22 protein-coding genes are annotated in these 24220 nt (G+C 72.3%); 5 read left to right on the forward strand and 17 right to left on the reverse strand.

Going from position 1 to position 24220, the window contains the following annotated elements; genetic code table 11:
• Positions 1–148: 148 nt before the first annotated feature.
• From AB0J55_RS18750 to AB0J55_RS18790, 9 genes are all read right to left on the reverse strand, one after another.
• Positions 149–1435, reverse strand: coding sequence for a pectate lyase (locus AB0J55_RS18750; RefSeq protein WP_364249419.1), 1287 nt, complete (start codon positions 1433–1435; stop codon positions 149–151).
• Position 1436: 1 nt separating this feature from the next.
• Positions 1437–2372: a PmoA family protein gene (locus AB0J55_RS18755; protein WP_364249421.1), complete on the reverse strand. Its 936-nt coding sequence runs from the start codon at positions 2370–2372 to the stop codon at positions 1437–1439.
• Positions 2369–3589, reverse strand: coding sequence for a Gfo/Idh/MocA family oxidoreductase (locus tag AB0J55_RS18760; protein ID WP_364249423.1), 1221 nt, complete (start codon positions 3587–3589; stop codon positions 2369–2371). The genes AB0J55_RS18755 and AB0J55_RS18760 overlap by 4 nt, the downstream gene beginning before the upstream one ends.
• 13 nt (positions 3590–3602) lie before the next feature.
• Positions 3603–4727, reverse strand: coding sequence for a Gfo/Idh/MocA family oxidoreductase (locus AB0J55_RS18765; protein ID WP_364249425.1), 1125 nt, complete (start codon positions 4725–4727; stop codon positions 3603–3605).
• The gene (locus tag AB0J55_RS18770; protein ID WP_364249427.1) at positions 4724–5341 is read right to left on the reverse strand and encodes a YesL family protein; all 618 of its coding nucleotides are present in this window, start codon (positions 5339–5341) and stop codon (positions 4724–4726) included. Before AB0J55_RS18770 ends, AB0J55_RS18765 begins: the two co-directional genes overlap by 4 nt.
• Before the next feature lie 4 nt (positions 5342–5345).
• Positions 5346–6191 (reverse strand): carbohydrate ABC transporter permease, encoded by an 846-nt coding sequence (locus AB0J55_RS18775; RefSeq protein WP_364249429.1) that lies wholly within the window; start codon positions 6189–6191, stop codon positions 5346–5348.
• Positions 6188–7162 (reverse strand): sugar ABC transporter permease, encoded by a 975-nt coding sequence (locus AB0J55_RS18780; RefSeq protein ID WP_364249431.1) that lies wholly within the window; start codon positions 7160–7162, stop codon positions 6188–6190. Before AB0J55_RS18780 ends, AB0J55_RS18775 begins: the two co-directional genes overlap by 4 nt.
• A gap of 3 nt (positions 7163–7165) precedes the next feature.
• Positions 7166–8461: an extracellular solute-binding protein gene (locus AB0J55_RS18785; RefSeq protein ID WP_364249433.1), complete on the reverse strand. Its 1296-nt coding sequence runs from the start codon at positions 8459–8461 to the stop codon at positions 7166–7168.
• A gap of 209 nt (positions 8462–8670) precedes the next feature.
• A complete protein-coding gene (locus AB0J55_RS18790) occupies positions 8671–9858 on the reverse strand; it encodes a Gfo/Idh/MocA family oxidoreductase (protein ID WP_364249435.1) in 1188 nt (395 codons plus the stop codon).
• A 298-nt stretch (positions 9859–10156) separates the two neighbouring features.
• Between AB0J55_RS18790 and AB0J55_RS18795 the strand changes: the two genes are divergently transcribed.
• Positions 10157–11140, forward strand: a complete 984-nt coding sequence (locus AB0J55_RS18795; RefSeq protein WP_364249437.1) for a LacI family DNA-binding transcriptional regulator — start codon at positions 10157–10159, stop codon at positions 11138–11140.
• Here AB0J55_RS18795 and AB0J55_RS18800 read toward each other — a convergent pair.
• The 4 genes from AB0J55_RS18800 to AB0J55_RS18815 form a co-directional block, all read right to left on the reverse strand.
• Positions 11137–12375, reverse strand: coding sequence for an FAD-binding protein (locus AB0J55_RS18800; RefSeq protein ID WP_364249439.1), 1239 nt, complete (start codon positions 12373–12375; stop codon positions 11137–11139). The genes AB0J55_RS18795 and AB0J55_RS18800 overlap by 4 nt on opposite strands.
• A gap of 80 nt (positions 12376–12455) precedes the next feature.
• Positions 12456–13514, reverse strand: coding sequence for an Lrp/AsnC family transcriptional regulator (locus AB0J55_RS18805; protein WP_364249441.1), 1059 nt, complete (start codon positions 13512–13514; stop codon positions 12456–12458).
• Positions 13515–13562: 48 nt separating this feature from the next.
• Positions 13563–14324: a hypothetical protein gene (locus tag AB0J55_RS18810; protein ID WP_364249561.1), complete on the reverse strand. Its 762-nt coding sequence runs from the start codon at positions 14322–14324 to the stop codon at positions 13563–13565.
• Positions 14321–14908 (reverse strand): papain-like cysteine protease family protein, encoded by a 588-nt coding sequence (locus tag AB0J55_RS18815; protein WP_364249443.1) that lies wholly within the window; start codon positions 14906–14908, stop codon positions 14321–14323. Before AB0J55_RS18815 ends, AB0J55_RS18810 begins: the two co-directional genes overlap by 4 nt.
• Positions 14909–15204: 296 nt before the next feature.
• Between AB0J55_RS18815 and AB0J55_RS18820 the strand changes: the two genes are divergently transcribed.
• Both AB0J55_RS18820 and AB0J55_RS18825 read left to right on the forward strand, forming a co-directional pair.
• Positions 15205–15774, forward strand: a complete 570-nt coding sequence (locus AB0J55_RS18820) for a TetR/AcrR family transcriptional regulator (RefSeq protein ID WP_364249445.1) — start codon at positions 15205–15207, stop codon at positions 15772–15774.
• 77 nt (positions 15775–15851) lie between these two features.
• Positions 15852–16859 (forward strand): medium chain dehydrogenase/reductase family protein, encoded by a 1008-nt coding sequence (locus AB0J55_RS18825; RefSeq protein ID WP_364249447.1) that lies wholly within the window; start codon positions 15852–15854, stop codon positions 16857–16859.
• Between the two features lie 6 nt (positions 16860–16865).
• Here AB0J55_RS18825 and argG read toward each other — a convergent pair whose 3' ends face one another.
• A complete protein-coding gene (argG, locus tag AB0J55_RS18830) occupies positions 16866–18311 on the reverse strand; it encodes an argininosuccinate synthase (RefSeq protein ID WP_364249449.1) in 1446 nt (481 codons plus the stop codon).
• 91 nt (positions 18312–18402) lie between these two features.
• On the opposite strand from argG, the gene AB0J55_RS18835 reads away from it, so the two are divergent.
• The gene (locus AB0J55_RS18835) at positions 18403–19245 is read left to right on the forward strand and encodes an aminoglycoside phosphotransferase family protein (protein ID WP_364249451.1); all 843 of its coding nucleotides are present in this window, start codon (positions 18403–18405) and stop codon (positions 19243–19245) included.
• A 10-nt stretch (positions 19246–19255) separates the two neighbouring features.
• On the opposite strand, the gene glpD is transcribed toward AB0J55_RS18835, so the two are convergent.
• The 3 genes from glpD to AB0J55_RS18850 are packed head-to-tail and all read right to left on the reverse strand — an operon-like array spanning position 19256 to position 23309.
• Positions 19256–20959, reverse strand: coding sequence for a glycerol-3-phosphate dehydrogenase (gene glpD / locus AB0J55_RS18840; protein ID WP_364249453.1), 1704 nt, complete (start codon positions 20957–20959; stop codon positions 19256–19258).
• The gene (glpK, locus tag AB0J55_RS18845; RefSeq protein ID WP_364249455.1) at positions 20959–22473 is read right to left on the reverse strand and encodes a glycerol kinase GlpK; all 1515 of its coding nucleotides are present in this window, start codon (positions 22471–22473) and stop codon (positions 20959–20961) included. Before glpK ends, glpD begins: the two co-directional genes overlap by 1 nt.
• A gap of 14 nt (positions 22474–22487) precedes the next feature.
• Positions 22488–23309: an MIP/aquaporin family protein gene (locus AB0J55_RS18850; RefSeq protein WP_364249457.1), complete on the reverse strand. Its 822-nt coding sequence runs from the start codon at positions 23307–23309 to the stop codon at positions 22488–22490.
• Between the two features lie 154 nt (positions 23310–23463).
• Here AB0J55_RS18850 and AB0J55_RS18855 point away from each other — a divergent pair, with 154 nt between their 5' ends.
• Positions 23464–24216, forward strand: coding sequence for an IclR family transcriptional regulator (locus AB0J55_RS18855; protein ID WP_003057213.1), 753 nt, complete (start codon positions 23464–23466; stop codon positions 24214–24216).
• Positions 24217–24220: the final 4 nt, after the last annotated feature.

A 24220-nucleotide genomic window follows, 5' to 3' on the forward strand; every position in this document is an offset into this window, starting at 1 on the left:
GTCCGACCGGGTTGTGAAAGCGCTTTCTCGTACCGAAGTTTCGGGTGGCGGCCAGGCCGTGTCAATGTCGTTCACCGCAGCGGCGTGCATGTCGCCCGGATGGTCGCCGCGGTGCGGGGTTTTCAGAAAACGCGAAAGTGTCGAAGCTTCAGCGGCCGGTTCCGGCTCCGGCGAGCACCAGCGCCGGGACCGCCCAGGTGGGGTCGAGGCGCTGCACCAGGCTCGGCGTCCAGCCGACGTCCGGGCCGAGGTCCGGGTCGTTGGCCGCGTTGTACTCGGCCAGCAGGTCCACCGGCCGGGGCCACGACGAGCCCTGCGCGACGAGCGTGCCGGTCGCGTGCAGCACGGTGCCCTTCCAGTAGTGCACCAGCTGCCCCAGCGGCAGGCCGGCCGGGATCGCGAAGAAGTTGTTCTCCGCGTAGATCCGCGACTGCACGCCGACCCCGAGCGAGTACGTGTACGCGGCCGGATCCCGGACCAGGTAGAGGTTGTCGTAGACGTGCACCTGGCCGTACCGCACCCGCGGCGCGCGCTGGCCGATCTCGGAGAACAGGTTGTGGTGCAGGGTGACCCGCAGCTTGCCGACGTCGTAGGTGGGCTTGTCGGTGTTCCCGATCAGCATGGTCTTGTCGTGGTCGTGCAGCCGGTTGTAGGACACGGTGACCAGGTCCGAGCCGTTGACGATGTCGAGCAGGCCGTCGTGGACTTCGTACTTGCGGCCGAAGTACGAGGGCTGCCGGTCGTTCCCGCCGTCGCTGAACTCGTTGTGGTCCACCCAGACGTGGGTGGCGCCGACCAGGTCGACGTTGTCGTATTCGGAGTTCCAGTTGCCGTCGGCGGTGTCGAGCGGATCCCACTGCGGGAAGCAGTCGTGGGCGTCGGAGAAGTGCAGGTTGCGCAGGATCACGTTGTCGCCGGTGACGCGCAGGGTCAGCCCGTGCAGGGTGGCGTGGTCGCCGAGCCCGACGAGCGTCGTGTTCGGGCCGACGTCGAGCACGACCTGTTTCGCCTGGTTGGCCTGCGAGCGCGCCCGGGCTTCTTCCAGCGGTCCCGACGGCGGGACTCGGCCCCAGGTCGCGGGATCGTAGGCGGCCAGGTAGGCCGGGAGAGTGTACGCCGGGTCGGCGAAACTTTCACAGCTCGCCGGCCGGTCCGCGGCGTCGACGTTGCCCTCGATCGTCCCGCGGACGTAGACGATCTTCGGCGCGCCGGGGTTCGCCGCGAGGGCCGCGGCGAGTTCCGAGCGCTTGGTCACGGTGTGGACGTCTCCGGGTGCGGCGGCCGAGCCGCCGGTGGTCCCGGTGGTCGCGGCGGCCCAGCCGTCGTGCACGCCGAGCACGACCCGGCCGGGGTCGCGGCCGTGGGCTTGGGCGGGGGCCGCGGTGAGCGTGAGTCCGAGCAGGGCGAGACACCCTGCATAAGCCTTCCAGCGCATGTCAGCTCCTTGGGTCGGCCGCCCGTGCGGCCAGCTCGGACAGCCGGGCGGTGTCCGGGGCGCCGTCGATGACGACGACGTGGTGGGTCAGGGTCAGTTCCGCGTCCGGTTCGAGCAGCCACGGCCGGTGGTAGGTGGCGGCGAAGCTGACCACGGGGAACGGCTCGGCCCGGACGTACCAGGCCGTCGGGTGGGCCGCGTTGGCCGGGCTGTCGGCGAACAGCAGCGTCGAGGTCCGCAGGCTTTCGTCGTGCTGCCCGGTGAAGGCCAGCCACGGTGCCCGGTGCCCCATCGCGTCGGCCGCGGTCCGGCCGTCCGGGGTCCGGACCGTGCCGCCGGTGAACGACCGCGGCCCGCGCCAGAACAGCCCGCCGTAGCCGGCGGTGTCGCGGCCTTCGGTCACCGGGCTCCCCCACCGCAGCTCGTGGCCGCTGGTGTTGCGCAGCCGGCTGGACCAGGTGAGCGTCCAGTGGCCGCCGTCGGCCGAGACGTCGCCGAAGCGCAGCGTGCGGTGCTCGGTGATCCAGCGCCGCCCGGCCGCGGTGCGCCAGGCCAGCTCGTGCCGGAGTTCGCAGTGCCCGGCCGCGCCGTCGAGGCGCTCCCAGCGGACGTGGCCGATGGTGCCGTTGTTGTCGAGCGGGGTGTAGCCGCGGCCGCGGACGTAGGTGCGGCCACCCCAGAAGTTCTCGCCCGAGAGGTGGGCCATGGTGAACTGCAGGCCGTTGTGCCAGGTGTGGTCGTGCGGCCGCACCGCGGTCACGACCTCCCCCGCGGTGGTGCGCAGCGGGTGCAGGTACGGCTTCGGCGAGTCCCCGGCCGGCGTCGGCGGTGCGACCACGTACTCGGCCAGGACGACGTCGCCGAGGCGGACCCGCACCCGGCCGTCGCCGGACTCGGCCGGCTCCAGCGACAGGTCCCCCACGGCCGCCCGGCTCACGCCGGTTCCCCGATCTCGCCGAGCAGCTCGGCCACCGCGACCGGGCGGCCGGTGGCCAGGGACCGGTCCGCGGCCAGCCCGGTGAGCAGGGCCTGCAGGCCGGCGTCGTGGTCGGCCGCGCAGCCGAGCGCGTCCGGTTCGGCGTCGCCGAGCAGCTCGGCGAGCATCCGCTCGTCCCCGCCGCCGTGCCCGTCGCCGAGGAGCCCGTCGAACACGGTTTCCGGCGGTTCCCAGTGCCGTTGCACGGTCAGCCGGGCCTGCGCCCGCTTCGGCACCGGCTCGGCGCCGGACGCGTACTCGTTCTCCCGGACGTCCAGTTCCAGCCGCCCTTCGGTGCCGGAGAACGCGACGCGGTAGCCCTCCCGCGGCGAATACGCGTGCAGGTGGTAGTTCAGCACCGCCCCGCCGCGGAAGCGCACGAGGACCGACAGGTCGTCCTCGATGGTGACGCCGGGTCCGAACACGTCCTGGTTCCGGACGTAGCCGTCTTCCCGCTCGGCGTCGTGGTAGAGCGCCCGCAGCTTGGGTGAGGCCTCGAGGTCGAGCGCGAACCGGTCGTCGCGGTGGCCGTTCCCGTCGCCGTAGAAGAACAGCCGGCCCAGCGCGAACACCGTCTCGGGTCCGCTGCCGAGCCACCAGTCGACCAGGTCGAAGTGGTGGCCGGACTTGTGCACGAGCAGGCCGCCGGAGTTCGCCTTGTCCCGGTGCCAGCGGCGGAAGTAGTCGGCGCCGTGCGCGGTGTCGAGCAGCCAGCTGAACTCGACCGAGCCGACCTCGCCGATCACGCCGCCGGCCAGCAGTTCGCGCACCCGGCGGTGCACCGGGTTGTACCGGTAGTTGAAGGCGACCCGCACCGAGCGGCCCGTCTCGCGCCGGGCCGCGAGGATCCGCCGCGCCCCTTCGACGTCGGTCGTCATGGGCTTCTCGGTGACGACGTCGCAGCCCGCTTCCAGCGCGGCGACGACGTAGTCCGCGTGCGTGTGGTCGGGGGTGCACACCACGACGACGTCGATGCGCTCCTTCGCCAGCATCGCGGTGAAGTCCTCGGGCCGGTAGGCGGGAACCTGGGTGCCGAGCCAGCCGTTGTGCACCCGCATGCGGGTTTCGTTGTGGTCGCAGAAGGCCGCGAGTTCCGCCCGCGGCGACGCGGCCAGTGCCCGGGCGAACAGCTGGGCCCGGGAGCCCAGGCCGACGATCGCGTGGCGACGCACCGCCATCACCTCTCTCTTTTCAGGCGCGCGTACCGGCGCCGGTCCAGGGCAGGGCGAGTTCGGAGAAGAGCGCGAGCCGGTCGGCCGCGGTGTCCACGTCCCGGTCGACGCCCGGCACGACGAAGTGCCGGTCCGGCCCGGTGCCGACGGCCCGGACCCACTCGGCGGGCAGCGGCAGCGGCTCCGGGGCGTCGCGCACGGCTTCCACCAGGGCGGTGAAGGCGCGGGTGGCGGCCAGCGGGGCCAGCAGCGGCTCGCCGCCGCGCAGGTGCGCGACGAGGTTGGCCAGCAGGTCCCGGGGCGGCCCGACCGGACGCTGTCTGTCGTGGACGGTGACCAGGTCGGTCTTGTACTGCCAGCGGATCCGGCCCTCGGTGCCGTGGACCAGCACGTACGGCTCGTGGTCGGCCTCGGCGTCGAGGGTCGCGGCCACGACGACGTCCGGTGCCCCGGCGAAGCTCAGGCGTGCGCAGGCGGTGTCGTCGGACTCGATGTCCCGGGCCCGGTACAGCTCGACGGCGATGCGTTCCGGCAGGACGCCGGCGGTGCCGTGGACCAGCAGGGCGGTGGCCACGGCGTGGGCGAACGGGTTGGTCAGGGCCCCGTCGACCACCGGCAGCCCGCCGACGCGGCGGCGGCCCGCCCACTCGGCGCGCGCGAAGTACCGGTCCCGCCGGATCCACGCGCCGCCGGCGGCGATCCCGGTGACCGTGCCGATCTCGCCGTCCTCGATGGCCCTTCGCACGACGGGGACGGCGGCGGAGCCGAAGCTCTGGAAGCCGGTCTGGCAGGCGCGGCCGCGGGCCAGCTCCGTCAGTTCGGCGAAGGCCGCGAGGTCGAGGACGGGCGGTTTCTCGACGAGCAGGTGGCAGCCGGCGGCGAGCGCGAGTTTCGCCAGCGGCAGGTGGGTGTGCGGCGGGGTGGCGACCACGGCGATGTCCGGGGTGGTCCGGGCCAGCAGTTCGGCGGCGTCCCGGGTGATCACCGCCCCTTCCGGCAGCAGACCGCGGGCCTCCGGCGGCGGCTCGCGGATGTCGCACGCCCCGGCGAGGACGAGTTCGCCGCGGTCGTGCAGGGCGCGGGCGCGGCGCAGGTGCTGGGCCGCGTAGCCGGCCATGCCGAAGACGACGACGTCCGGCGTCATCGGCGGCCGCCGGTCGCGACCGCGGCCAGGGCGAGCGGCCCGGCCACCACGAGGGCGAGGATGGGCAGCATCCAGATCAGCAGGCCGGCGATCCCGGCGGCGGCGGCGAGGAGCACCCCGCGGCCCGGGGCGGCGGCGGTTTCCCGCGCCGCGGTCCCGATCGCGCGGCGCCAGCTCGGGGCGGTGCCGTCCGGCGATCGCCCGGCGGTGCCGCTCGGCCTCTCGCCGGCCGGCGCCGGGCCGGCGGTGGCCACCACTTCGCAGGTGCGCACCGCCACCACCACCCCCGCCGCCGCCAGCACCCACAACGCCGGCTGCAGGACACCGGCACCCGGCATCGAAGCCACCACCTCGAGGTCCACCGCCAGCAGCACCACCGCCGCCAGGCACCCCAGCCCGAACGCCACCCCACCCCGGGCGGCCTCGCGGAAGTCCGCCCAGAACGTCGTCCACAGTGGACGGCCGAGGTCGTGCCGGGCCCGGTCGAGGACCCGGCAGCCCGCCACGAACGCCGGGCCCGCCGTCACCACCGGCACCGAGGCCAGCGCCACCAGCACCCCGGCCAGCAGGCAGTCCGAGAAGTCGCCGAGCCCGGTTCGCCACTGGGTCCGCATCACTTCACCCCTTCAGGCCGCTGGTACTGACGCCTTCCACCAGCAGCCGCTGGAAGGCGAGGAAGAACAGCACGATCGGGACGAGCGCGAGCGCCGACATCGCGAACATCGCGCCGAAGTTCGACTCGCTGCTCGTGTCCACGAACAGCCGCAGGCCCAGCGGCACGGTGAACTTCTCCGTGTCGTTCAGGTACACCATCTGCGTGAAGAAGTCGTTCCACGTCCAGATGAACGTGAAGATCGACGTCGTCACCAGCGCCGGTTTCGACAGCGGCAGCACCACGTGCCAGAACGTGCGGTACACCGAACAGCCGTCGATGATCGCCGCTTCGTCGAGCTCGCGCGGGATCCCCCGCATGAACTGCACGATCAGGAACACGAAGAACGCTTCCGTCGCCAGCAGCTTCGGCAGGATCAGCGGGACGAACGTGTTGACCAGCCCCGCCTGCTGGAAGATCACGTACTGCGGGATCAGCGTGACGTGGTAGGGCAGCATCAGCGTCGTGATCATGAACGCGAACAGCGCGCCGCGGAACCGGAACTTCAGCCGGGCGAAGGCGAACGCGGCCAGCGAGCACGACAGCACGTTCGCCGCCACCGACAGGCCGGCCACCAGGAACGAGTTCAGGAAGAACCGGCCGAACCCGACGTCCGCCGCTCCCTCCCAGCCTTTCGTGTAGCCGTCGAAGACGAACCGGGTCGGCAGCAGCGCCAGCCGGGACAGGATCTCGTCCGGTGGCTTGACCGACGCGAACGCCAGCCACACCAGCGGATACAGCACCACGGCGACGATGACCAGGCACAGCACGTGCCAGCCGACCGAACGCGCGCTCCGCGGCAGCACCGTCATTTCCGGTCCTCCGCATCGTCGTAGAACACCCAGAGCTTCGCCGTCCGGAACACGATCGCCGTCACGATCGCGATCACGACCAGCAGCACCCACGCCATCGCCGACGCGTACCCCATCCGGAAGTCCTGGAAGCCGACCTCGAACAGGTAGAGCGTGTAGAACAGGTCCGCGTCGGCCGGGCCGCCGCGGCCGCCGCCGATGACGAACGCCGGGGTGAACGCCTGGAAGGCGTGGATCGCCTCCATCACCAGGTTGAAGAAGATCACCGGCGACAGCATCGGCAGGGTGATGTGCCGGAACCGGCGGAACGCACCGGCGCCGTCGATCGCGGCCGCCTCGTGCAGTTCCGCCGGGATCTGCTTGAGGCCGGCCAGGAAGATCACCATCGGCGCGCCGAACTGCCAGACGCCCAGCAGCACGATCGAGGCGAGGCTGAACTGCGGGTCGTCGACCCAGCTCGGCGTGTGCCAGCCGAAGAAGGCGAGGACCTCGTTCACCGGGCCGCCGCCCATGAACAGCGCCCGCCACACCAGCGCCGCCGCGACGCTCGCGCCGAGCAGCGACGGCGCGTAGAACGCGGCCCGGTAAAAGCCTCCTGTGCCCCGGCGGGTGTTGAGCAGCATCGCCACCAGCAGCGACACCGTCAGCTTGAGCGGCACCGACACCAGCACGTAGATCAGCGTGACCTTGACCGACTGCAGGTAGCGGTCGTCGCCGGTGAACATGTGCGCGAAGTTGCCGAACCCGACCCACTTCGGCGTCGTGAACATGTCGTAGTCGGTGAACGACAGGTACAGCGAGACCACCATCGGGCCGACGGTCAGCGCCACCGCGCCGAGGAGCCACGGTGTCAGGAAGGCGAACGCCTCCGGCTGGCTCTTCCGGCGGCGCCCGGCCGGCCGGTCCCGGCGCCGGACGCGCGCGGCCGCGGCCGGCGCGACCGGCGGGTCCGGGGTGCGCAGGGTCGTCATCGGCTAGGACAGTCCCTTCTGGGCTTCGGTCATGAACCGGTTCACCGCGTCGTCGAGGCTCATCCGGCCGAACGCGACCTCTTCGTACGTGCGCTGCAGGAGCTTCTGGATCGCCCCGGCGCCCTTCGGCGGCACCGGCGGCGCGGCTCCGAGCTTCGGTTCGAGCGCGGCTTCGTAGTCGTAGAGGGTCTTGTCGTTGCCCTTCGCGTCCGCCGCCAGCTGCGCCCGGACCTTCAGGTTCGGGGCGAGGCCGCGGTCGGTGCCGACGATCTTGCCGACCTCGGGGTCGTTGATCAGGAAGTCGACCAGCTTCGCCGCCGCCTCCTGCTGCTGGCTGCGCGCGGACACGGCGAGGAACATCGACGGCCGCCGGTACTGCCCGGTGTCGCCGTTCGCGCCGCTCGGGTACGGCGCCACGTTGAGCGGCTTGCCGTTCGCCTTCTGGTACGCCGGCAGCAGGTTGTCGTAGGCGAACTCCGAGGCGGTCAGCTTCTTGCCGAGCGGGGACTGCTCGGGCGAGGTGTTGTAGGACGCCGTGACGTCCGCGGGCGACGCGGCCTTCGTGTCGCGGAACCTGCTCGCGAGCTGCCAGTAGCTGCGCAGGTCGCCGGCGGTGAAGCCGAGCTTGCCCTCGGCGGTGTAGAACTGCTTGCCCTGCTGGCGCAGCCAGATCTCCAGGGTCGTGTCGAGGATGCCGAAGTCGGTCACCCCGCGCGCCGAACCCGCCGTGCCGACCTTCTGGGCGGTCTCGGCGTACTGGTCCCAGGTCATGCCCTTCGCCGGGTCGGCGCCGGCCGCGGTGAACGCTGCCGGGTCGTAGATCATCGCCGGCGTGTTCTGCGCCCACGGCACGGCGTACCGCTTGCCCTGGTAGACACCGGTGGCCGCCAGCTCCGGGTTGACGTCGGCGAGCGAGATCGCCTTGCCGGCGCCGGAGTTCAGGTCGGCCAGCACGTTGCGGCCGCCGTATTCGGCGAGGTAGCGGGTGTCGACGTTGAGCACGTCCGGCGGCTTGCCCCCGGCCGTCTGCGTCGCCAGCTTTTCCCAGTAGGCCGCGTACGCCGAGAACGACGTCTGCACCTTGATGTTCGGGTTCTTCCGCTGGAAGAGCTCGACGGCCTTCTTCGTCAGGTTCGCCCGCCCTTCGCTGCCCCACCAGACGAAGTTGATCGTGACGTCGCCACCGCCGCCACCGGAGTCCGAGCCGCAGGCGGCCACCCCGGTCAGCAGCAGCGGGACCACCACGGCCAGCGCGGCGACACCCCGTCCCCTGGTCCTACGCTCAGTTGTCCGCCCCATCGAACTCTCCGTCCTCAGCCGGTCAGCACTTTCTGAAAACGCTGTCAGCGCGCTCACGGTAGGCAGTGCACAACACGTGTGTCAACGGGCAAATAGCCGCAACAACCCTTGTGCAGCAGCACTTTCAGCATTCAGCACGCACGCCGAGAAAGCGCTTACTCGAACCGGTTCGGCCACCGGTCGGTCAGCGCTGGGCAGCACCGGCGGCGTTATCCGGTGCGTTCGGCGGGCGCCGCCGGGCGGGCGGCGTTCGCCCACGGCACGCCGATCTCGGAGAACAACGCCAGCCGGTCGGCGGCGACGGCGACCTCTTCGCCGATCCCCCGCACCACCGGGTGCCGGCTCGCGCCCTCGCCGACCGTGCGGATCCAGCCCGCCGGGATCCGCGACGGCGACGGCGCGTTCCGCACCGCCTCGACCACCGAGGCGAACGCCCGCGTCCCCGACAGCGGCGCGAGCAGCGGCACGCCGTCCGGGTCGCGGTGGTGGGCGATCAGGTTGCGCAGCAGGTCGGCCGGCGGGCCGAGGTGGAGCCGCTCGTCGTCGAGCTCGAGGCGGTGGCTCTTGTACCAGAACTTCGCGCGCCCCTTGACGCCGTGCACCACGACGTAGGGCTCGTGGTCCTGCTCGGCGCACAGCGAGGCGGCGACGACGATCTCGGGGCCGTCGCCGAACCGGATCCGCAGGCAGGCGGTGTCGTCGGCTTCGATGTCGCGCGTGCCGTAGAGCTCCAGCGCGATCTCCGCCGGGTCGCGGCCGGCCACCCCGCCGACCAGCAGCGCGGTGGCCACGGCGTGGGAGAACGGGTTCGTCAGGGCCCCGTCGACGACGGCCTCGCCGTCGAGCCAGCGGCGGCCGGCCCACGGGTTGCGGCGGTAGTAGGCGTCGGTGCGGATCCACGCCCCGGCGGCGCCCACGCCGACGACGTCCCCGAGCTTCCCGGAGGCGATCGCCGCCTGGAGGGCGGGCAGGGCCGGGGAGCCGAAGCTCTGGAACCCGGTCTGGCAGGCCGATCCGGCCTCCGCGGCCAGCCGCGTCAGCGTCGTGAAGCCGTCGAGGTCGAGCACGGGCGGGGTTTCCAGCAGCAGGTCGCTGCCCGCGCGCAGCACCGCGCTCCCGACCTGGACGTGCGCGTGCGGCGGCGTGGCGACCACGGTGATGCCGGGGCGGCAGCGGCGGAGCAGGTCGTCGACGCCGACGTGCGCGGTGCCACCCTCGGGCAGGAGCGCGATCGCGGCGGCGGACGGCGGCCGGATGTCGGCCATCCCGGCGAACCGGACCAGGCCCTCGTCGTGCAGGATGCGCGCCCGGTGCAGGTAGCTGAACGCGTAGCCGGACGTGCCGACGACGGCCAGCCTCGGCGGGTCCGCCACGGTGCGGCTCCGGCTCCCCGACATGGATCTCCGATCGGCGGGACCCGCTGCGGGCCGCGCGGAACTGACGAATGGGTCAGGCGTTCGGGAGAAACTTCCGGTCGTCACCGTAGGGCGTCCGCGACAAAGGTGTCAATCTTCGGGACGGCACGGTCGAATTCGTCGAATTGCCGGTACTCCGAACGGGGGTGCGCGTTTCGAGATAGCGCTTACTGGAATAGACCTCTTCCGGCTGCAAGCGACGGTCATCGTTTGCAGGATTTGTTGACAACGCACTCAGGGAGTTTCCATGATGTTGCCCGGAGCCTGCCGAGGAGTAGCCGTGACCGTGACCATTCACGACGTCGCCCGCCGGGCCAACGTGTCGATCTCGACCGTGTCCCGGGCGTTCACGTCCCCGGACCTGGTCCGGCAGCAGACCCGCACCCGGGTGCTCGCCGCGGCGCACGAGCTGGGGTACCACGCGGCGGGCGCACCGCAGCCGGTGGCCGCCGCCCGCACCGGGCACATCGGGATCGTGGTCTCGGACCTGGGCAACCCGTTCTTCACCGGCGTGCTCAACGGCGTGCAGGCCCGGGCCCGGCAGGACGACATCGCCGTGCTGTTCGCCAACAGCGACGAGGACCCGGCGACCGAGCAGAACCTGGTGCGGCGGATGGCCAAGCAGGTCGACGGCGTGGTGCTGTGCAGCCCGAGCATGACCGACGACCAGCTGCGCGCGCTCGCCGGGCAGACGACCCTGGTGCTGCTCAACCGCGAGGTGGCCGGGATCCCGTCGATCGTGATGGACGCCGCGGACGGCATGCGGCAGGCGATCCAGCACCTGGCCGCGCTGGGCCACCGGCGCTGCGCCTACCTGGGCGGGCCCCGGACGTCGTGGGCGAACCGGGCCCGCCAGGAGGGCCTCGCGGAGGCGGTGGCGCGGCACGGCACGGACGTCGTGGAGTTCGGCCCGTTCCCGCCGGTGTTCGAGGGCGGCCTGCAGGGCGCGGACCTGGCGCTGGCGGCGGACGTGACGGCGATCGTCGCCTACAACGACCTCGTCGCCTTCGGCGCGCTGGCGCGGCTGAACGCCCGCGGCGTGCCGGTGCCGGACGAGATCAGCCTGGTGGGCTTCGACGACCTGGTCTTCGCGGCGATCTCCGCACCCCCGCTGACGACGATCGCGATGCCGACGGAGGCGGCCGGCCGCGCGGCGGTGACGATCCTGCTGGGCCTGCTCGACGGCGAGGCCGACGAGCACACGACGCAGGTCCTGGACACCTACCTCATCGTCCGCGCCACCACCGCGCCGCCGCGGGGCTAGCCGCCGAAGACGTGGCGGTGCAGGAACGGGTTGCGGAACTTGCCCTGCGGGTCGAGCCGGTCCGCCAGGGCCCGGAACTCCTCCAGCCGCGGGTAGCCCGACGGGGTGGCGTGGAAGAGCTTGCCCCAGTGGGGGCGCGCGCCGAACGGGGCCAGGCGCTCCTCGAGCACCGGCAGCACCGCCTCGACCTCGGGCTGCCGGGGCTGCCAGGTGAAGTGCAGGGCCACCCGGTCGCCGCCGTGGCAGGGGCTCAGCCACAGGTCGTCGCCCGCGATCGCGCGGATCTCGGAGACCAGCAGCAGCGGGGCGACGAGGTCACCGATCTCCCGGATCGCGCGCACGGCGGCCGCCGCGTCCCGGTAGGGCACGAAGTACTCCGACTGCAGCTCGTCCCCCACGCTCGGGGTGAACGCCAGCGCGAAGTGCGGGAGCCGCTCGTGCCACGGCCCCGGCACCCCCTGCTGCGGCGTGCAGTTGTCCGCGGCGATCCCGGCGGCGTGGGCCGGGTGGCGTGGCCCGTCCGCGGGCACCGCGCCGAACAGCTCTTCCCGCTCGGTGAAATCGTCGGCGCGGCTCTTGACCCACACCTGGTCGATCCGGTCGTTCGCCCAGTTCGTGAACATGCTGACGCTGTAGCCGGCGTCTTCGATCTCGTCGAAGTGCCGGTCCGCGGCTTCCCACGGCAGGCCGTCGAAGACGTCTTGGCGGACGTCGAACGCGGGGACGACGTCGAGGGTGAGGCGGGTGACGACGCCGAACGCGCCCAGCCCGACGACCAGACCGGGGAACTCGGCGTCGGCGCGGGTGAAGGTTTTCACCGAGCCGTCGGCGGTGACCAGCTCGATCCCGGAGACGGCCGCGGCGAGCCCGGGCTGCCGCCGGCCGGAGCCGTGGGTGCCGGTCGCGACGCTGCCGGCCACGGTGATGTGCGGCAGCGACGCCAGGTTCGGCAACGCGAAGCCCGCGTCGTGCAGCTGCTGCGCGAAGTCGCCGTAGCGGGCCGACCCGCCGACGGTCACCGTGCCTTCGCCGATTTCGACCCCGGCCTCGAGCGCACGCAGGTCCAGCAGGACCCCGCCCGGGGAGTCCGCGATGTCGTTGAAGCAGTGCCGGCTGCCGAGGGCCTTGACGTGCGCCGCCGCCGCGACGGCTTCCTGCACCTCGGCGACCGTCCGCGGCGTCGTCACCGCGTCCGCGCCGTAAGTGAGGTTCCCGGCCCAGTTCGACTCGCCCACCCGCTGTGTCCTTCCGCCGTAAGAGATCCGCTTCCGACCCTACGCGGCGGCCGTGCGAGCAGGACGGCGAGCGGCGGTGCTCAGCGGGCCGGGATGATCGCCTGGTGGGTGCCGGCGAGGCCGTGCGGGCTGAGCAGGCGGCCCATCCGCTTCGGCATCCGGAGCGTGATCGCCCGGTCGAGCACGCGCGCGCCGGGAGCGGCTTCCACGAGCCGCGTCTCGTAATCCGTGCAGTCGCCCGGGACGCGCAGCCACGCCGAGACCACCAGGTTGCCCTCCCCCACCACCGCGGCCGACAGCCGCGTCTCGGGCAGCTGCGCGATGGCGGAACCGGCGCGGTCGAGCTCCGCCGCGCGGACGTCGAGCCGGTAGCCCGCGATCACCGGCCAGCCCGCCGGGACGTGTGCGAGATCGCAGCGGAAGTCGAGTTCGTGGTTGCGCAGCATCCGCGCCAGCGTGCGCCGCACCGCCGACTCGCTCATCCGGCAGTCGCGGGCCAGCTCGGCGTAGCTGCGCCGGCCGTCCTCGCCGAGCGACTCCACCAGCGCGCGCAGGTCCCGGTCGTTCCACTGCTGCGGCACCACCAGCCGGGCCTGCACCGCGGTGTCGTCCAGCACCGCCCGCTGTTCCGGGGCGAGCGCGTTCACCAGCCAGCCGCTGCCCTCCCGGTAGACGCGGGTCGCGACGGCGAAACGGACCTCCCGCACCCCGGGCAGGGTGCCGATGCGGGCGGTGACCAGCGCGTCCAGTGCGTCGAGGTCGCGCGCGGCCAAGCTGAGGAACAGCGCGAACCGGCTCGTCGTGCGCTCGACGCTGAACACCGACGGCCAGCCGCACAGCTCGCGGGTCAGGCCGCCGAGGGTGTCCGGGCGGCAGGCCAGGTCGACGTAGCCGACCGTGGTCGTCGGGGCGGTGGCGTAGGCGGTGAGCCAGGCCAGGCCGGCCGCCTGGAGCCGGTCCCAGCGGCGGGCCGCCGTCGTCGCGTCGGTGCCGACGGCCGCGGCGATGCGCGTCCACGGCGCCCGTGGGTCCCGCTGGAGGGCCTCCACCAGCGCCAGATCCGACGCGCTCAGCGCCGGGCGCGCCGCTTCCGGCGGCACACCCGGCGAAACGGCCATGGCGCATTGTGACCTGATCATGACCGGCTGCCAAGGGGCTGCCGGGTGCACCGGCAGCCCCTCGCCGTCCTACTGCCGGCGCAGCCGCGGCACGACCACCGCACCGGCCACCAGCACCAGGGCGCCGCCGAGCACGAAGGGCAGCAGCGGCACGCCGGCGGGGTCCGCGGCCGGGACCGCGCGTTCGCGGCCGCCGTAACCGCCACCCGCGCCGTCGCGGTCGTAGGCCGAACCCGGCAGCTTGTCCGCGTACCGCCCGTGCAGCGCCGCGCGGTAGTCCGCCAGGGACAGCTTCGTGCCCGCGGCCAGGCCGGTGACCGAGCCGTCGAGGACGGTCACGGCGTCCCCGTGCACCGCGTACCAGGCGTTGACCTGCGGCTCGTGCAGGAGGTAGCCGCCGGCCGCGGCCCGGGCGTACCGCTGCTCGTAGTCGCCGGACGCGACGTTCACGACGGTCCAGGCGGCCCCCTGGCGCTCGGCCCACACGGTGGCGGCGGTGCCGTCGCCGGTCCGCGCCGGCACCGCGACGTAGGCGAGCGCGGCCGGAACGTCCGACTTCCCGGCGACGAACTCCGCGGTCGGCTCGTAGACGGGGACCTGGGTGCGCGGGTCGGCCGACTGCTGCGCCGCGGCCGCGTGGGCGCCCGGGAACTTCGTCGACGCGAGCCGGCCGAGGGTGGCCGGGCCGCTCGTGAGCTGCCCGATGGCGGCGGTGTCGGCGGCGGTCGGGGTACCCGCCGGTCCGCTCGCCGCGCCCGCGGCGCCGGTCGTGGTGAGCATCGCGGCGCCGGCCAGCACGGCGACGCCGATGGCTTTCCGCAGCATGCTCAGCCCTCCATTCCGTACACGGTGTGGGTCCACTGGAACTGCGTGTTCGACAGGTAGGTGCTGTAGTTCATCGAGTTGTAGCGGCTGTTGTTCGGCCACGGGTCGCCGTATTCCACGCGGGTCGCGCCGCCGGAATTGTCGTAGCCGTAGAGGACGTGCATGTGGCCGCCGCCGGACCGCCAGCCGATCCGGGTGCCGATCGGGCGGCCCGCGTCGATCTGGGATTTGATGCCGGAGAAGGAAAGCGTCTGGCCGTTCGAGTTGTACGTCCCGGCGCTGGCGAAGCCGAGGTAGCGGAAAACCCGCTGCTGGTCGGACAGGTAGCCCTGGTTGTTGGCGCAGTCGCTGCCGGACTCGTTGTGCGCGATCTGGCAGAACCGGGTCTGGGTCAGGGAGTAGCCCCAGTAGTCGGCGACCGTGTTGCCGCTGGCGTCCCAGCACCACTGGTCCTTCTGCTGGGCCTGCATGGTGATCCCGAGATCGGTCCGCGCCGCGGCCGCGGCGGCCGGCGCCTGCAGGGCGACGACCGCGGCGGTGACGGCCGAAAGGGCCGCGAGTCCACGAAGGACTCCTGATGTGGTTTTCACGAGGTGTGCCTCCAGCCGGTGGGGAATCGACGTGGTGGCACGGAATACTCCGCGCGGGGCCGGGAATCCGGTACCTACTAAGGGAGGTTGGCGGCGCGGGAAACCGTTCCCGGCGGATTCCGGCAGTTCCGGGGCGCCGGAATCCGGCAGCGGCTCGGGGCCGCCGGACGGATTCCGGCGGGATTGTTCCGGGCGTTCGCCGGCGGACGCGGGCCGGGTTCGTCCCCGTCGCCAGGGATCCGGCTCCTCGCCCACCCCGGTTGCCCGCGGACCAGAGTGAGTGTACAGTCACTCACATGACGAAACGCGGTGCCACCCTCTCCACCTCCGACGCCCGGCGGGACGTCGTGGTCGACGCGGCCATCGCCGAGTTCGCCCGCGGCGGCTACCACAGCACGCCGATCAGCGCCGTGGCCGCCCGGGCCGACATCTCCCCCGCGTACGTCTTCAAGTTGTTCCCCGGCAAGGTTTCCCTGTTCGTCGCCGCCCTCGACCGCTGCTACGAACTCGTCGCCCACGCCCTCTCCCACGGCGCCGCGCGCGCCGCGGACGACGATCCCGGGAAAATCCTGCACGAAATGGGCGGCGCCTACGCGGAGCTGATCGCCGACCGGAACCTGCTGATGCTGCAGGTGCACGCCCAGTCGGCCGCCGACACCCCGGAGATCGCCGACGCCGTCCGCCGCGGCCTGGCCAAGGTGACCGAGCTGGCCAAGTCCCGCTCCGGCGCCGAAGACGACCACGTGCAGCGGTTCATCGCCTACGGCCAGCTCTGCCACCTGATCGCCACACTCGACCTCGACGAGCACGCCGGCGAGTGGGCCGCGCTCCTGTCCGCCGGCATCCGCCACCCCGGCAAGTCCTGAAATCCGGCCCCCGCCGGGGGCCTTTTCGTCGCCCATGAAGTGATTGACCAGTCACTCACAACCGGAAGGAAGCCACCATGACCGTCACCGAGATCGTCCTCCCCGGCCTCGTCGAGCCGGACGGCCTGCGCGTCGAACGCCGCGAGCTCCCGCACCCGGGCGCCGGCGAAGCGCTGGTCCGCGTCGAGGCGACCGGCGTGTCCTTCGCCGAGCAGCAGATGCGGCGGGGCAAGTACTACGACCAGCCGCCGTTCCCCTTCGTGCCCGGGTACGACGTGGTCGGCACGGTCCTCGAAGCCGCCGACCCGGCCCTGGCCGGCCGCCGCGTGGCCGCGCTGACGAAGACCGGCGGGTGGCGCAGCCACGTCGTCCTCCCCGCCGCCGACCTGGTCCCGGTGCCGGCCGGGCTCGACCCGGCCGAAGCCGAGACGTTCGTCGTCAACGGGATCACCGCCTGGCAGATGCTGCACCGGATCGCCCGCGTCCGGGCCGGGGCGAAGATCCTGGTGCACGGCGCCAGCGGCGGCGTCGGCACGACGCTGGTGCAGCTGGCCCGCGCGGCCGGGATCGAGGTCATCGGGACCGCGTCGGCCCGCAACGCCGGCGTCGTCACCGCGCTCGGCGCGACCGCCGTCGACTACCGCGGCGACGTGCCGGCCGAGGTCCGCAGGCTGGCGCCCGGCGGCGTCGACGCGGTGTTCGACCACGTCGGCGGGCCCGGGATCGCCGATTCCTTCCGGCTGCTGGCCCCGGGCGGCACGCTGGTCGCCTACGGCAGCGCGTCCACAAAGGACGACCCCGGCAACTCCCGGCTGCCGGTGCTCAAGCTCTTCGCCCGGCTGCTGTGGTGGAACGTGCTGCCGAACCGGCGCCGGACGCACTTCTACAACGTCTGGGGCGGCAAGCGGAACCTCGCCCGGTTCCGGGCGCGGCTCGCCGAGGACCTGACGGCCGTCTTCGAGCTCGCCGCCGCCGGAACGCTGACGCCGCAGGTGGCCGCGCGGATCCCGCTGGCCGAGGCCGGGAAAGCCCTGGCGCTGGCGGAATCCGGCACGGTCACCGGCAAGGTCGTGCTCGTGCCCTGACCGCGGTCAGTCCGTGCCGAACTCCATCGCCGCGCTGTCGAGCAGTTCGACGTCGTCGGTCTTGCCGCGCGAGGCGATCACTTCGGCGCCGCCCTCGGGCATCGCGCCGATCAGGCCGGTCGCCGCGGCCTGGGCGGCGCCGATCAGCTTCGGATGCTTGCCGCCGACCATGCCGAGGCTCGCGTACTGCTCGAGCTTCGCCCGCGAGTCCGCGATGTCGAGGTTGCGCATGGTGAGCTGGCCGATCCGGTCGACCGGGCCGAACGCGGAGTCCTCGGTGCGCTCCATCGACAGCTTGTCCGGGTGGTAGCTGAACGCCGGGCCGGACGTGTCGAGGATGGAGTAGTCCTCGCCGCGGCGCAGCCGCAGCGTCACCTCGCCGGTGATGGCGGTGCCCACCCAGCGCTGCAGCGACTCGCGCAGCATCATCGCCTGCGGGTCCAGCCAGCGGCCTTCGTACATCAGGCGGCCGAGGCGGCGGCCCTCGTTGTGGTAGCTGGCGAGGGTGTCCTCGTTGTGGATGGCGTTGACGAGCCGCTCGTAGGCGGCATGCAGCAGCGCCATGCCCGGGGCCTCGTAGATGCCGCGGCTCTTCGCCTCGATGATCCGGTTCTCGATCTGGTCGGACATGCCCAGGCCGTGCCGGCCGCCGATGGCGTTGGCCTCCAGGACCAGGTCGACGGCGGAGGCGAACTCCTTGCCGTTGATCGTCACCGGCCGGCCCTGCTCGAAGCCGATCGTGACGTCCTCGGCCGGGATCTCCACCTCGGGGTCCCAGAACGCCACGCCCATGATCGGCTTGACGATCTCGATGCCGGTGTCCAGGTGCTCCAGGGACTTCGCCTCGTGGGTGGCGCCCCAGATGTTGGCGTCGGTCGAGTAGGCCTTCTCGGTGCTGTCCCGGTACGGCAGGTCGTGCGCGGCCAGCCACTCCGACATCTCCTTGCGGCCGCCGAGCTCGGTGACGAAAGCGGCGTCGAGCCACGGCTTGTAGATCCGCAGGGAGGGGTTGGCCAGCAGGCCGTAGCGGTAGAACCGCTCGATGTCGTTGCCCTTGTAGGTGGAGCCGTCGCCCCAGATCTGGACGTCGTCCTCGAGCATGGCACGCACCAGCAGGGTGCCGGTGACCGCGCGGCCGAGCGGGGTGGTGTTGAAGTAGCTGCGGCCGCCGGTGCGGATGTGGAAGGCGCCGCAGGTCAGGGCCGCGAGCCCCTCTTCGACCAGTGCTTCCTTGCAGTCGACGAGCCGGGCGAGCTCGGCGCCGTACTGGCCGGCCCGGCCGGGCACCGACTCGATGTCGGGCTCGTCGTACTGGCCGATGTCGGCGGTGTAGGTGCAGGGGACCGCGCCTTTGTCGCGCATCCACGCGACGGCTACGGAAGTGTCGAGGCCACCGGAGAAGGCGATACCGACACGCTCGCCGACGGGCAGGGAAGTGAGCACCTTGGACATGCGAATGATTATGCACGGCTATGCATCGTCGTGCAATCCGGGGTGCCCGTGGTCACGGAAACCCCGTTGACGTGCGTGGTTCGGTGATCACGTGTCCGACCTCGACTCCGCGCTCGTCCGGCGGCTGCTGCGCGGGCAGTTCCCGCAGTGGGCGGATCTGCCGGTCACGCCCCTGGCTTCCGGCGGGACGGTGAACGCCGTGTTCCGCCTCGGGGACGCACTGACGGTCCGGCTGCCCCGCGCGGCCGAGGACGTGGCGAAGGAACGCCGGATCCTGAGCGTGCTCGACGGGTTGCCGGTGGCGATCCCGGCCGTCGCCGCGCTCGGCGAACCCGCCGAGGGGTACCCGTGGCCGTGGGCGGTGCACCGGTGGCTCGACGGCGACCCGGCGCTCGAAGGCCGCCCGGTCCACGGCCTGGCGGAGTTCGTCCTCGCGCTGCGGGCGAACACGGCGGCCGGTCCCCCGGCCTTCCGGGGGCAGCCGCTGTCCACGGTGGACACGGCCACCCGCCGGGCGATCCACGAGCTCAGCCGCACCGACGAGCCGTTCCACGCCGAGGCGGCCCTGAGCGTCTGGGCCGAGGCGCTCGATGCTCCACAGTGGACCGGGCCGCCGTGCTGGGTGCACGGGGACCTGATGCCGGGCAACCTCCTGCTGCGCGACGGCCGGCTGAGCGGCGTCCTCGACTGGGCGACCGCGGGCCTCGGCGACCCGGCGATCGACCTGATCCCCGCATGGAACCTGCTGACCGCCGACACCCGGCAGGACTTCCGGGACGCCGTGGCCGCCGACGACGCCACCTGGGCGCGCGGCCGCGGCCGGGCGCTGTCGATGGCGGTGATCCAGCTGCCGTACTACCGGCACACCAACCCGGTCATCTCCGCCAACGCGCGGTACGTGCTCACGGAGCTGGAGTGCGTCCCAGCTCCGTGAGCACGCCGGATCAGCTCGGCAGCAGGGCCGGCGCCGCGAGGCGGGTGGCGTTCGCCGCCGCGTCGTCCGGGGCTTCCTGGGCCGAGCGCTCCGCTTCGACGCGGGCCAGGTAGTTCGCCACCTCACGGTCCGTGCGGTGGGAATCCCAGCCCAGCAGCGGGGCCATCAGGGCGGCCACGACGGGCGCCGCCGCCACCCCGCGGTCGCGTTCCTCGATCGAAATCCGCGTCCGCCGGGTGAGGACGTCCTCCAGGTGCAGCGCACCCTCGTGGGACACCGCGTAGACGGCCTCCACACGGAGGTATTCCGAGGTCTCCGTGATCGGCGAAGCCAGCGAAGGATCCTCTTCCATCAGCGAAACGAGGTTCCAGATCCGCGTGCCGTACCGCTGCAGGAGGTGCTCGACGCGGGTCAGCGGCAGGCCGGTCCGGGCGGCCAGCGAGTACCGGTCGTCCCACAGCTCGTGGTAGCCGTCGGCGCCGACGATCGGGAGCCGGTCGGTCCACGACGGCGGGGCCGGGCGGCCGACCTCCTCGACCGCGGCGTCGACCGCGTCCGCGGCCATCACCCGGTACGTCGTGTACTTGCCGCCGGCCACGATCACCAGGCCCGGCACCGGGCGCGCCACCGCGTGCTCCCGCGACAGCTTCGTCGTCGCGGTCGCCTTCGCCGCCAGCAGCGGGCGGAGACCGGCGTAGACACCCTCGATGTCGTCGTGCGTCACCGGCGTCCGGAGCACGGCGTTGAGGTGGTCGAGCACGTAGTCGACGTCCGCGCGGCTCGCCGCCGGGTGCTCGCGGTCGAGGTCCCACTCGGTGTCGGTGGTGCCGACGATCCAGTGCCGTCCCCACGGGATGACGAACAGCACGCTCTTCTCGGTGCGCAGGATCAGCCCGGTGTCCAGGTCGATCTTCTCCCGCGGCACCACGAGGTGGATGCCCTTCGACGCCCGCACGGTGAACGGCGCGGGAATCCCGGCCGCCTCCGCCATGTCGTCGCTCCACACGCCGGTGGCCGCCACGACCACGCGCGCCCGGATCTCGAACTCCACGCCGCTCTCGCGGTCCACCACCTTCGCCCCGACGACGCGCTCGCCGTCACGAAGCAGCGAAGTGACGCGAGTCCGCGTGAGGACCGAAGCGCCCTGCTCGGCGGCCGTCCGCGCGATGGTCATCGTGTGGCGGGCGTCGTCGACCTGGGCGTCGTAGTACTGGATCGCCCCGATCAGCGCGTCGTCCGCCAGCGCCGGAGCGGCCTTGAAGGCGCCCCGCTTGGACAGGTGCCGGTGCCGCGGCAGCGCGCGGGCGCCGCCGAGGGTGTCGTACAGCGTGACGCCGGCGCCGATGTAGCCGCGCTCCCAGACCCGGTGCTGCAGCGGGACCAGGAACTTGACCGGCCGCACCAGGTGCGGGGCCAGCTTCTGCAGCAGCAGGCCACGCTCCTTGAGGGCCTCGCGCACCAGCTTGAAGTCCAGCTGCTCCAGGTAGCGCAGGCCGCCGTGGATCAGCTTGGACGACCGGCTGGACGTGCCGGCGGCGAAGTCGCGGGCCTCGACCAGTGCGGTCGACAGCCCCCGGGACGCGGCGTCGAGCGCGACGCCGGCCCCGGTGACTCCCCCGCCGACGACGAGCACGTCGACCTCTTCGCCGACCAGCTTCCGCAGGGTCTCCGCCCGGTAGGCCGGGGAAAGCGGGGTCACGGTGTTCCTCCTCATCACTGCACGTCGACCCAGTCGAGCGTGCGGCCCACGGCCTTCTGCCAGCCCGCGTAGCCCTCGGCGCGCTGTTCGCCGCTCCACGACGGCGTCCAGCGCTTGTCCTCGTTCCAGTTCTGCTCCAGCTCGTCGGTCGACTTCCAGAAGCCGACCGCGAGCCCCGCCGCGTAGGCGGCGCCGAGGGCGGTGGTCTCGGCGACGACCGGCTTCGACACCGGCACGCCGAGGATGTCCGCCTGCAGCTGCATGCACAGCTCGTTGGCCGTGACGCCACCGTCCACCCGCAGCACGTCGAGCGTGACGCCGGAGTCGTTCTGCATGGCCTCGACGACGTCGCGGGTCTGGTAGCAGATCGCTTCCAGGGTGGCCCGCGCGATGTGGGCGTTGGTCGTGGCGCGGGTGAGGCCGACGATCGCGCCGCGGGCGTCGGAGCGCCAGTACGGGGCGAACAGGCCGGAGAACGCCGGGACGAAGTAGACGCCGCCGTTGTCCTCGACCTGGCGCGCGAGGCTCTCGCTCTGGGCCGCGCCGCTGATGATGCCGAGCTGGTCGCGCAGCCACTGCACCGCCGAGCCGGTGACGGCGATCGAGCCTTCCAGCGCGTAGACCGGCTTGTCGTCGCCGAACTGGTAGCACAGCGTCGTCAGCAGGCCGTGCTGGGAGCGGACGAGCTCCTGGCCGGTGTTGAGGAGCAGGAAGTTGCCGGTGCCGTAGGTGTTCTTGGCCTCGCCGGGCCGGAAGCACACCTGGCCCACGGTGGCGGCCTGCTGGTCGCCGAGGACGCCGGTGATGGCGACCTCGCCGCCGAGCGGGCCGTCGGCGCGGGTGGTGCCGAACCCCGGGTTCGACGACGGCCGGATCGCCGGGAGCATCTGGCGCGGGACGTCGAAGAAGGACAGGAGCTCGTCGTCCCAGTCGAGGGTCTCGAGGTCCATCAGCATGGTGCGGGAGGCGTTGGTCGGGTCGGTGACGTGCACGCCGCCGTCCGGGCCGCCGGTGAGGTTCCAGATGAGCCACGTGTCCGTGGTGCCGAACAGCGCGTCACCCTTCTCGGCGTCCTCGCGCACGCCCGGGATGTTCTCGAGGATCCACTGCAGCTTGCCGCCGGAGAAGTAGGTGGCGGGCGGCAGGCCGGCCTTGCGGCGGATGATGTCGCCCTTGCCCTCGCGCTCCAGCGCGGAGGCGATCCGGTCGGTGCGGGTGTCCTGCCAGACGATCGCGTTGCCGTACGGGCGCCCCGTGCGGCGGTTCCAGACGACGGTGGTTTCGCGCTGGTTGGTGATGCCCAGCGCGGCCAGGTCGGTCACCGTCAGGTTGGCCTTGTTGAGCGCGGTCGCGATCACCGAGCGCGTGCGTTCCCAGATCTCGGTGGCGTCGTGCTCGACCCAGCCCGGCTTGGGCAGGATCTGCTCGTGCTCGAGCTGGTGGCGGGCGATCTCGTTGCCGCCGTGGTCGAAGATCATGAAGCGGGTGCTGGTCGTGCCCTGGTCCACGGCACCGACGAAGTCCGGCATGGTCGTGCTCCTACTCAGTTGGCGGGCTCGAGGTCCTTGGCGGGCATGGCGTCCAGCGGTTCGCCCGCGGGCAGGAACCGCTCGATCAGGTACTTGTAGATGGCGCCGCCGATCAGCGCGCCGAGCACCGGCGCCACGATCGGGATCCACCAGTAGGGGAAGCCGTACTGGTCGGTGAACGCCGTGTCGTAGCCGGTCAGCCAGGAGGCCAGGCGCGGGCCGAAGTCGCGGGCGGGGTTGATCGCGTAGCCGGCGTCGGTGCCCCAGGCCATGCCGATGGCGACGACGAGGAAGCCGACGACGACCGGGGCCAGGTTCGCGCCCGGCGAGGTGTTGCGGAGGTCGGTGATGGCGAACAGGACGATCAGCAGGATCGCGGTGCCGATGATCTGGTCGCGGAAGGCACCCCAGTCACCCACCGGGAGCGTGCCGTTACCCGGAAGGGTGGAAAACACGCCCTGGGTCTTGATCGTCAGGCCCGGGTCCTTCGCGTTGAGGACCTCGGTGTAGTTCCAGCGCACCAGCATCGCGGCCAGGAACGCGCCGGCGGTCTGGGCCAGGGCGTAGGGGGCGACCTTGCGCCACTCGAAGCCCTTGAACACCGCGAGCGCGATGGTCACGGCCGGGTTCAGGTGCGCGCCGCTGATCCGCGAAGCGACGTAAACACCGAGCGTGACACCGAGGCCCCAGGCCCAGGCGATGCTGTCGTGGTCCCCGATGCCCGCGGCGACGACCTGCGCCACCACTCCGCATCCGAAGAGGATGAGGATCATCGTCCCCACGAACTCGGCGGCCATCTCGCCGACGAGCCCGTGGGCCTTGAGGTTTCGCACCATTGCTTTCCTCCACAAAGGACCTTGTCCCCCTATTGGTGAGGGAAAGTTAAGTTCGCGGGTCGGGAGGGTCAACGGACGGCGGTCGGCATTGTCGAACGGCCGAAGTGGATGTTCGACATTGTCGAATCGCGGCCGGTCGGGTTAGGGTCGCGCGGTGCCCGGTCCGATCCAGTCCATCGAGCGCGCCGCCGCGATCCTGCGGTTGCTGGCGCGCGGCTCGGGGCGCCTGGGTGTCGGCGAGATCGCCGAGTCCCTCGAACTGGCGAAGGGCACCGCGCACGGGATCCTGCGCACGCTGCAGGGCGTCGGGTTCGTCGAGCAGGACCGCGACACCGGCAAGTACCAGCTCGGCGCGGCCCTGCTGCACCTGGGCACGAGCTACCTCGACGTCAACGAGCTGCGGTCCCGGGCGATCAACTGGGCCGACGCGCTGGCCGCCCGCAGCGGCGAGGCAGTCCGGATCGGCGCGCCCCTGGAGGGCCGGGTGCTCGTCGTGCACCACGTGTTCCGCCCGGACGACAGCCTGCAGACCCTCGACGTCGGCACGCTGCTGCCGCTGCACGCGACCGCCCTGGGCAAGGTCCTGCTGGCCTACGACACGACGCTGAAGGCGACCCCGGAGCCGTACACGCGCCGGACCCTGGTCACCCAGACGGCGATCAAGCGGGCGTGTGCGAAGGTACGGGAGGCGGGCTGGGCGGCCGAGAACGGCGAGATGATCTCGGGCGAGGCCGGGATCGCCGCCCCGATCCGCGGCCACGGCGGCATCGTGGTCGGCGCGATCGGGGTGTCGGGCGCGGCGGAGCGGATCTGCGAGCCCGACGGCGCCCCGAGCCCGCGGCTGCTGACCCAGGTCCGCGACGCGGCCCGGGCGGTGTCCCGAGACCTCGGCGCGTCCCGATGGTGAAGGG

The sequence above is a fragment of the Amycolatopsis sp. NPDC049688 genome, from assembly GCF_040674975.1.
Taxonomy (GTDB): Bacteria; Actinomycetota; Actinomycetes; order Mycobacteriales; family Pseudonocardiaceae; genus Amycolatopsis.

What these genes read in the sequence shown, in the direction of transcription:
- AB0J55_RS18790 (WP_364249435.1), bottom strand. Translation starts at nt 9,858, where the DNA reads ATGTCGGGGAGCCGGAGCCGCACCGTGGCGGACCCGCCGAGGCTGGCC.
- AB0J55_RS18825 (WP_364249447.1), top strand. Translation starts at nt 15,852, where the DNA reads ATGACCGTCACCGAGATCGTCCTCCCCGGCCTCGTCGAGCCGGACGGC.
- AB0J55_RS18785 (WP_364249433.1), bottom strand. Translation starts at nt 8,461, where the DNA reads ATGGGGCGGACAACTGAGCGTAGGACCAGGGGACGGGGTGTCGCCGCG.
- glpD (WP_364249453.1), bottom strand. Translation starts at nt 20,959, where the DNA reads ATGAGGAGGAACACCGTGACCCCGCTTTCCCCGGCCTACCGGGCGGAG.
- AB0J55_RS18770 (WP_364249427.1), bottom strand. Translation starts at nt 5,341, where the DNA reads ATGCGGACCCAGTGGCGAACCGGGCTCGGCGACTTCTCGGACTGCCTG.
- AB0J55_RS18775 (WP_364249429.1), bottom strand. Translation starts at nt 6,191, where the DNA reads ATGACGGTGCTGCCGCGGAGCGCGCGTTCGGTCGGCTGGCACGTGCTG.
- AB0J55_RS18850 (WP_364249457.1), bottom strand. Translation starts at nt 23,309, where the DNA reads ATGGTGCGAAACCTCAAGGCCCACGGGCTCGTCGGCGAGATGGCCGCC.
- argG (WP_364249449.1), bottom strand. Translation starts at nt 18,311, where the DNA reads ATGTCCAAGGTGCTCACTTCCCTGCCCGTCGGCGAGCGTGTCGGTATC.
- AB0J55_RS18820 (WP_364249445.1), top strand. Translation starts at nt 15,205, where the DNA reads ATGACGAAACGCGGTGCCACCCTCTCCACCTCCGACGCCCGGCGGGAC.
- AB0J55_RS18765 (WP_364249425.1), bottom strand. Translation starts at nt 4,727, where the DNA reads ATGACGCCGGACGTCGTCGTCTTCGGCATGGCCGGCTACGCGGCCCAG.
- AB0J55_RS18780 (WP_364249431.1), bottom strand. Translation starts at nt 7,162, where the DNA reads ATGACGACCCTGCGCACCCCGGACCCGCCGGTCGCGCCGGCCGCGGCC.
- AB0J55_RS18750 (WP_364249419.1), bottom strand. Translation starts at nt 1,435, where the DNA reads ATGCGCTGGAAGGCTTATGCAGGGTGTCTCGCCCTGCTCGGACTCACG.
- AB0J55_RS18805 (WP_364249441.1), bottom strand. Translation starts at nt 13,514, where the DNA reads ATGATCAGGTCACAATGCGCCATGGCCGTTTCGCCGGGTGTGCCGCCG.
- glpK (WP_364249455.1), bottom strand. Translation starts at nt 22,473, where the DNA reads ATGCCGGACTTCGTCGGTGCCGTGGACCAGGGCACGACCAGCACCCGC.
- AB0J55_RS18760 (WP_364249423.1), bottom strand. Translation starts at nt 3,589, where the DNA reads ATGGCGGTGCGTCGCCACGCGATCGTCGGCCTGGGCTCCCGGGCCCAG.